This is a genomic window from Pseudomonas sp. PICF141 (genome assembly GCF_002286815.1).
GTDB lineage: Bacteria > Pseudomonadota > Gammaproteobacteria > Pseudomonadales > Pseudomonadaceae > Aquipseudomonas.
The window spans coordinates 39073-46506 of record NZ_MUNM01000072.1; the positions used below are offsets into that span (position 1 = coordinate 39073).

At 61.4% G+C, this 7434-nt stretch carries 6 protein-coding genes; 1 reads left to right on the top strand and 5 read right to left on the bottom strand.

What is annotated here, in order from left to right:
- The first annotated feature begins 1 nt into the window (after position 1).
- Positions 2 to 1153 (top strand): acyl-CoA dehydrogenase family protein, encoded by a 1152-nt coding sequence (locus BZL43_RS20625; protein ID WP_095634007.1) that lies wholly within the window; start codon positions 2 to 4, stop codon positions 1151 to 1153.
- 220 nt (positions 1154 to 1373) lie between these two features.
- Here the strand turns inward: BZL43_RS20625 and BZL43_RS20630 are convergent, their stop codons facing one another.
- The 5 genes from BZL43_RS20630 to BZL43_RS20650 all read right to left on the bottom strand — a co-directional run bounded on the left by BZL43_RS20630 (position 1374) and on the right by BZL43_RS20650 (position 7136).
- The gene (locus tag BZL43_RS20630; RefSeq protein WP_095634008.1) at positions 1374 to 2147 is read right to left on the bottom strand and encodes an enoyl-CoA hydratase; all 774 of its coding nucleotides are present in this window, start codon (positions 2145 to 2147) and stop codon (positions 1374 to 1376) included.
- A 14-nt stretch (positions 2148 to 2161) separates the two neighbouring features.
- Positions 2162 to 3289 carry an acyl-CoA dehydrogenase gene (locus BZL43_RS20635; protein ID WP_095634009.1) on the bottom strand — a complete coding sequence of 376 codons (1128 nt, stop codon included), beginning with the start codon at positions 3287 to 3289 and terminating at the stop codon, positions 2162 to 2164.
- 198 nt (positions 3290 to 3487) lie between these two features.
- Entirely contained in the window at positions 3488 to 4681 is a 1194-nt protein-coding gene (locus BZL43_RS20640; RefSeq protein WP_095634010.1) for an acetyl-CoA C-acyltransferase, read from the bottom strand.
- A 12-nt stretch (positions 4682 to 4693) separates the two neighbouring features.
- On the bottom strand, positions 4694 to 5455 hold the full coding sequence (locus tag BZL43_RS20645; RefSeq protein WP_095634011.1) for an SDR family NAD(P)-dependent oxidoreductase: 762 nt from the start codon (positions 5453 to 5455) through the stop codon (positions 4694 to 4696).
- A gap of 16 nt (positions 5456 to 5471) precedes the next feature.
- The gene (locus BZL43_RS20650) at positions 5472 to 7136 is read right to left on the bottom strand and encodes an AMP-binding protein (RefSeq protein ID WP_095634012.1); all 1665 of its coding nucleotides are present in this window, start codon (positions 7134 to 7136) and stop codon (positions 5472 to 5474) included.
- Positions 7137 to 7434: the final 298 nt, after the last annotated feature.

Below are 7434 nucleotides of genomic sequence, written 5' to 3' on the forward strand. Positions count from 1 at the left end.
CATGCACGATATCGAATTGAGCGAAGAGCAAGTCATGATCCGCGACATGGCCCGGGATTTTGCCCGCGGCGAAATTGCGCCCCACGCACAAGCCTGGGAAAAGGCCGGCTGGATCGATGACGGTCTGGTGGCGAAGATGGGTGAACTGGGTCTGCTGGGCATGGTGGTGCCCGAGGAATGGGGCGGTACTTATGTCGACTACGTCGCCTACGCCTTGGCGGTGGAAGAGATTTCCGCCGGTGACGGCGCCACCGGTGCGCTGATGAGCATCCACAATTCCGTGGGCTGCGGGCCGGTGCTCAACTACGGCACCGAAGAGCAAAAACAGCAATGGCTGCCGGATCTCGCCAGCGGCCAGGCCATCGGCTGCTTCTGCCTTACCGAACCCCAGGCCGGGTCCGAGGCGCATAACCTGCGTACCCGCGCCGAATTGCGCGACGGCCAGTGGGTGATCAACGGCGCCAAGCAATTCGTCAGCAACGGCAAACGGGCGAAACTGGCGATTGTGTTTGCCGTGACCGATCCGGAGCTGGGCAAGCGCGGCATTTCGGCGTTTCTTGTGCCGACCGAAACCGCGGGTTTCATTGTCGATCGCAGTGAACACAAGATGGGCATCCGCGCTTCCGACACCTGCGCCGTGACCCTGAACAATTGCACGGTTCCCCAAGCTAATTTGCTGGGCGAACGTGGCAAAGGCCTGGCCATCGCCCTCTCCAACCTCGAAGGCGGCCGCATCGGCATCGCCGCGCAAGCCTTGGGCATCGCCCGGGCAGCGTTCGAAGCGGCGCTGGTTTATGCGCGGGATCGGGTGCAGTTCGACAAGCCGATCATCGAGCACCAAAGCATCGCCAACATGCTGGCCGACATGCACACCCGCTTGAACGCGGCGCGCTTGCTGATCCTGCATGCCGCACGGTTGCGCAGTGCTGGCAAACCGTGTCTGTCGGAGGCTTCACAGGCCAAGCTGTTTGCCTCGGAAATGGCCGAGAAGGTTTGCTCCTCGGCGATACAGATTCATGGCGGGTATGGCTACCTGGAAGACTACCCGGTGGAGCGTTACTACCGGGATGCGCGGATCACGCAGATTTATGAAGGGTCGAGCGAGATACAGCGGATGGTGATTGCCCGGGAGCTCAAGCACTACCTGGTCTAACAAGATCGTTCCCACGCTCCGCGTGGGAATGCATCCTGTGACGCTCTGCGTCACGTTTGCGAAGGGACGCGGAGCGTCCCGGGCGGCATTCCCACGCAGAGCGTGGGAACGATCGGTGAAAGCATCGCGAGCAGGCTCGCTCCCACAGTGGATCTCCAGTGTTCATGAGATCCCTTGTGGGAGCGAGCCTGCTCGCGATGGCGTCAATCAGAACGTTGTATTACTTGCCTTGAAACTCGGCCTCACGCTTGGCAATAAACGCCGCCATCCCTTCCTTCTGATCCTGCGTGGCAAACGCCGCATGGAACACCCGGCGCTCAAAGCGCACGCCTTCCGACAGGCTGACTTCAAAGGCGCGATTGACGCTTTCCTTGACCATCATCGCAATCGGCAGCGACTTCCTGGCAATCAGTGCCGCGACTTTCAGCGCTTCTTCCAATAACTCGTCCGCCGGCACGATGCGCGCAACAATGCCGCAACGTTCCGCTTCCACCGCATCGATCAAACGACCGCTCAGGCACATTTCCATGGCCTTGGCCTTGCCCACCGCACGGGTCAGGCGCTGGGTGCCGCCCATGCCCGGCAACACGCCGAGGTTGATTTCCGGCTGACCGAACTTGGCGTTGTCGCCCGCCAGGATGAAGTCGCACATCAACGCCAGTTCACAACCACCGCCCAAAGCGAAACCGCTGACCGCAGCGATGATCGGCTTGCGTCGGTTGGCCACGCGATCGCTGTCGCTGAACAGGTCATCGAGGTAGATCTGCGGATACGTAAGCTCCGCCATTTCCTTGATGTCGGCACCGGCGGCGAAGGCTTTTTTCGAGCCGGTCAGCACGATGCAACCGATGTTCGAATCGGCTTCCAGGCCATCAAGGGCATGGTTCAGTTCGCTGACAATTTGCGCATTCAATGCATTCAAGGCTTGCGGACGGTTGAGGGTAATCAGACCGACGCGGCCGTGGGTTTCCAGCAAAATCGTTTCGTAGCTCATAGGTGGACTCCTTCTCAAAGATTGCGCGAAATGACCATGCGCTGAATATCGCTGGTGCCTTCATAGATCTGGCACACCCGCACGTCGCGGTAGATCCGCTCCAGCGGGAAGTCGTTCAGGTAACCGTAACCGCCAAGGGTTTGCAACGCCGACGAGCAAACCTTCTCGGCCATTTCCGAAGCGAACAGCTTGGCCATGGACGCTTCGACCAGCGCCGGTTTACCGCTGTCGCGCAACGCCGCCGCGTAATGCACCATCTGCCGGGCGACGGCGATCTGGGTGGCCATGTCCGCTAACCGGAAGGCCACCGCCTGGTGTTCGATGATCGGCTTGCCGAAGCTCTCGCGTTCACGAGCATAGTCGCGGGCCGCTTCAAATGCGGCGCGGGCCATGCCCACCGATTGCGAGGCGATGCCGACACGACCGCCTTCCAGGTTGGCCAGGGCGATCTTGTAGCCTTCGCCCTCCTCGCCCAGTCGATTGGCCACCGGGACTTTCACATCCTCGAAGAGGATCTGGCAGGTGTCTGAGGCGTGCTGACCGAGCTTGTCTTCGACTCGCGCGACTTTATAACCCGGTGAATCGGTCGGCACGATCAACGCCGTGATGCCGCGCTTGCCGGCACTCGGGTCAGTCACTGCAAACACAATCACCACCCCGGCGTTTTGCCCGGAAGTGATGAACTGCTTGCAGCCGTTGAGCACGTAGTGATCGCCATCCAGCCGAGCCCGGGTTTTCAAGCTGCTGGCATCAGAACCGGCTTGCGGTTCGGTCAGGGCAAACGCACCGAGCATCGCGCCGCTGGCCAGTGGCTTGAGGAAGCGCTCTTTCTGCTCGTCGTTGCCGAACTTGAGGATCGGCACGCAACCCACCGAGTTGTGCACGCTCATGATGGTCGAGCAGGCGCCATCACCCGCAGCAATTTCTTCCAGCGCCATGGCGTACGCCAGGTAACCGGTGTCGCAACCGCCCCACTGCTCCGGCACCAGCATGCCGAAGAAGCCCAGGTCGGCCATCTCGCCGATGGCCTCCTTGGGGAAGCGGTGTTCGCGGTCCCATTCGGCGGCGAACGGTTTCAGCCGTTCCTGGGCAAACTGCCGGGCCGCGTCGCTGATCTGAAGTTGTTCGTCATTGGGAATCATGCCAAGTCCTTAAAAATGAGCCTAACGCACAAAATGCCTGGTTGATACGCTGAACCTGTGGGAGCGCCTTGTGGCGAGGGGGCTTGCCCCCGTTCGAGTGCGCAGCGCTCGCAGATTATTGGGGCCGCTGCGCAGCCCAAACGGGGGCAAGCCCCCTCGCCACAAGGCCCGCGCTCCCACAATGGGATAGCGTCAGTTTCAGTACAGGCATTCCACAGCCATGGCCGTGGCTTCGCCGCCGCCGATGCAGATCGCTGCAACACCGCGTTTCAAACCTTTCTGGCGCAAGGCCGAGAGCAAAGTCACGAGGATCCGCGCACCGGATGCACCAATCGGGTGACCCAACGCGCAGGCACCGCCGTGGACGTTGATCTTCTCGTGGGGGATTTCCAGCCTGGTCATGGTCACCAGACTCACCACCGCGAACGCTTCATTAACTTCAAATAATTCGACTTCGTCCAGAGACCAGCCGGTTTTCTTCATCAGCTTATTGATCGCGCCCACCGGTGCCACCGGAAACAGCCCCGGCGTGTCGGCAAACGCGGCATGACCGTGAATCACTGCCAGCGGTTTCAGGCCTTGTTTCTCGGCTTCTGAACGGCGCATCAACACCAATGCCGCCGCGCCGTCGGAAATCGAACTGGAGTTCGCCGCGGTCACGGTGCCACCGTCGCGGAACGCCGGTTTCAGCGAGGCGATCTTGTCCAGTTTGGCTTTTGGCGGTTGTTCGTCGTGGCTGATCAGCACCTGCTCTTTGCCGACGGTCACGGTAAGCGGCACGATCTCGGCGGTGAAACTGCCGTCCTTGATCGCCTGTTGAGCGCGGGTGGTCGAAGCGACGGCAAACGCGTCCTGAGCTTCGCGGGTAAAGCCGTTGGTTTCAGCGCAATCCTCGGCGAAGGTGCCCATCAGGCGCCCCTTGTCGTAGGCATCTTCCAGGCCATCGAGGAACATATGATCGAGCACCCGGCCATGGCCCATGCGGTAACCGCTGCGGGCGCGGTCCAGCAGGTATGGCGCGTTGGACATGCTTTCCATGCCCCCGGCGACGACCACATCGGCACTTCCGGCGATCAGCTTGTCGTGAGCCAGAATCGTGGCTTCCATGCCCGAGCCGCACATCTTGTTCAGTGTCGTGCAACGGGTCGATTTATCCAGCCCGGCACCCAGCGCCGCTTGCCGCGCCGGCGCCTGGCCGAGGCCGGCGGAGAGCACGCAGCCGAACAGCACTTCTTCTACGGCTTCAGGGGCGATACCGGCGCGTTCGACGGCCGCACGAATCGCTGCGGCACCCAACTGCGGTGCGGTCAAGCTCTTCAGTTCGCCCTGAAAACCGCCCATCGGGGTACGGACGGCGCTGACAATAACAATCGGGTCGTTGGAAAGTGTCATGACAAATCCTCCTTATTTGGCGGCCATGCGCAAGGCACCGTCGAGACGGATCACCTCGCCGTTGAGCATGCTGTTTTCTATGATATGCCTGACCAGCGCGGCGTACTCGCCCGGCTTGCCCAGACGCGGCGGGAATGGCACACCTGCGGCCAGAGACTGGCGAACTTCCGGGGTCATGCCGGCCATCATCGGCGTTTCGAAAATGCCGGGAGCGATGGTCATCACGCGGATGCCGAAGCGCGCCAGTTCACGGGCGGCGGGCAAGGTCAGGCTGACGATCGCACCTTTCGAAGCCGAATACGCGGCCTGACCGATCTGGCCGTCGAAGGCCGCCGCCGAGGCGGTGTTGATGATCACACCACGCTCGCCATCTTCATCGGCTTCGGTGTCGGCAATCGCCGCCGCCGCCAGGCGCAGCATGTTGAAACTGCCGATCAGGTTGACGTTGATCACCTGGCTGAAACTGTCCAGTGCATGCGGACCGTTCTTGCCGAGGATTTTCTCGCCACGCACGATACCGGCGCAATTGACCAGCCCATTGAGGCCACCAAACGCTTTGACCGTCGCCTGCACCGCCGCTTGCGCAGCCGCTTCATTGCTGATGTCGGCCACCACGCTTTGCGCGCCCAGTCGTGCAGCCTGCGCCGCGACGGCTTCGGCGTTCAGGTCCACCAGCATTACCTTGGCGCCGGCGGCGATCAGCATTTCAGCGGTGGCGGCCCCGAGGCCGGATGCACCGCCGGTGACGAGGAAAACCTTGTTTTCGATCTGCATTATTGTTTCCTTGGATTCAAGCTGAAACGTTCTTCGCGGCGGCCTCTTGAGCCTTGGCGATTTCCTGGTTGCGCAAGATAAAGCGCTGCAATTTGCCGCTTGGGGTTTTCGGCAACTCGCTGACAAATTCGATTTCACGGGGGTACGCGTGCGCCGCCAGACGCTTGCGCACGTGTTGGCGCAGCTCTTCGGCCAGTGCAGGTTCGCCACGGTAATGCGGGCTGAGCACGACGAAGGCTTTCACCAGCTCAGTGCGCTCCGGATCGGGCTTGCCGACCACCGCCGCTTCGACCACCGCCGGGTGTTCGACCAACGCGCTTTCCACGTCGAACGGGCCGACGCGGTAGCCGGAGGTGGTGATCACGTCGTCGCTGCGGCCGACGAAGCTGATGCTGCCGTCAGGATTCCATTCGACGGTGTCGCCGCTCAGGTAATAGTTACCGACAAAGGCTTTGGTTGGCACGCCTTCGTAACCGCCAAACCAGCACATCGGCGACTGGGTCCGGTCGATGGCCAGAATGCCTGGCTGACCGACGCCCAATTCTTTGTATTCGTCGTCGAGCACTACCACGCGATGGCCCGGCGAGGCGAAACCGGCAGCGCCGACGTGTACCGGATGCTCGAGGCCGTGGTGATTGCACAGAACCATGCCCAATTCGGTCTGGCCGTAATGGTCGTGGATCACCACACCGAGGTTATCGGCGAACCAGCGAATCACTTCCGGGTTCAGCGGTTCGCCGGCGCTGCTGACGATGCGCAACTTGCCCTTGATCGAGCGAGAGAATTCATCGCCACCGGCAATCAGCAAGCGATAGGCCGTCGGCGAACCGGTGAGGTTGGTGATCCCGTATTTGTTGATCACCCGGCAGGTGCTTTCGAGGGTGAACGGGCCATCGTAAAAGGTAATCGGGTGCCCCATCGCCATCGGCCCGGTGACGCCGAAATAGATGCCGTAGGCCCAGCCCGGATCGGCGACGTTCCAGAACGCGTCTTCGGGGCGCAGGTCCACCGCGTCACGGGTGTAACTCTGGAACGCGACGATCGCCTTGAGCGGCACCGACAGCGCTTTCGACGGCCCGGTGGTGCCCGAGGTGAACATCAGCAGGAACGGGTCTTCGCCGGTCAGCAATACCGGTTCGCAGACGCTTGAGTAGTTGGCCAGTTCGGCCCAGAAACTGAAATCACCCCGAACAATACCTTGGCCTTTCGGGCCGCCAACCGTGACGATGGTCGGGCAGTCGGCGACTTCAGCGAGCTTCGGGCGATTGACGGCATCGGTTACCACGACTGCGGCGCCAGAGCTGTTGAGGCGATGTTCGATGGCTTTCGGGCCGAAGGCGGTAAACAGCGGCTGATAGACCGCGCCGATGCGCCAGGTGGCGAACACGGTGATCAGTAATTCAATGTTGCGGGGCAGGAGGCCGGCGACTTTATCGCCCTTCTTCACGCCCTGGGCCAGCAGGAAATTGGCAAACCGCGCAGCTTTGTCCTGCAAGTCACTGAAAGTGTAAGTCGCGCTGCTGCCATCGCGACCTTCCCAGAACAACGCGATGCGTCCCGGCAAGGCATGCCGGTCGCAACACTCGACGCAGGCATTGAGCGCGCTTAACGATCCGGTGAGCGCGGCATCGACGGTGTGCTGATAATTGAACTGTGACGTAGCAGACAAGTAATCGCGCATTGCCAGAATCCCTGTGTGTTTTTATTAGGTTGGGGGAACCGTAAACAACAGGGAAATACTCGCTCTGCGCGGGGCGCGGGACAATGGTCAAAGCTATCAAGTTGGGTGACTGGTTTGGCCAAGGTTCAAGGGCTGCGTCGCCTGGACGGACGCCATCGCGGGCAAGCCTCGCTCCTACAGGTCCCGGATCGCCAAGTTCGCCCCGCGCCTCGATGAGAATCGATGCCCAACGACCCTAATTAGGTTAACGGCCCTTCAGCCGTGTAGGAGCCCAGGGTTGTCGTCAGGCCGGTTGGCC

Bases quoted from the DNA above. Each gene is read 5' to 3' on its own strand.
- BZL43_RS20625 (WP_095634007.1), top strand. From the start codon at position 2: ATGCACGATATCGAATTGAGCGAAGAGCAAGTCATGATCCGCGACATG.
- BZL43_RS20630 (WP_095634008.1), bottom strand. From the start codon at position 2,147: ATGAGCTACGAAACGATTTTGCTGGAAACCCACGGCCGCGTCGGTCTG.
- BZL43_RS20635 (WP_095634009.1), bottom strand. From the start codon at position 3,289: ATGATTCCCAATGACGAACAACTTCAGATCAGCGACGCGGCCCGGCAG.
- BZL43_RS20640 (WP_095634010.1), bottom strand. From the start codon at position 4,681: ATGACACTTTCCAACGACCCGATTGTTATTGTCAGCGCCGTCCGTACC.
- BZL43_RS20645 (WP_095634011.1), bottom strand. From the start codon at position 5,455: ATGCAGATCGAAAACAAGGTTTTCCTCGTCACCGGCGGTGCATCCGGC.
- BZL43_RS20650 (WP_095634012.1), bottom strand. From the start codon at position 7,136: ATGCGCGATTACTTGTCTGCTACGTCACAGTTCAATTATCAGCACACC.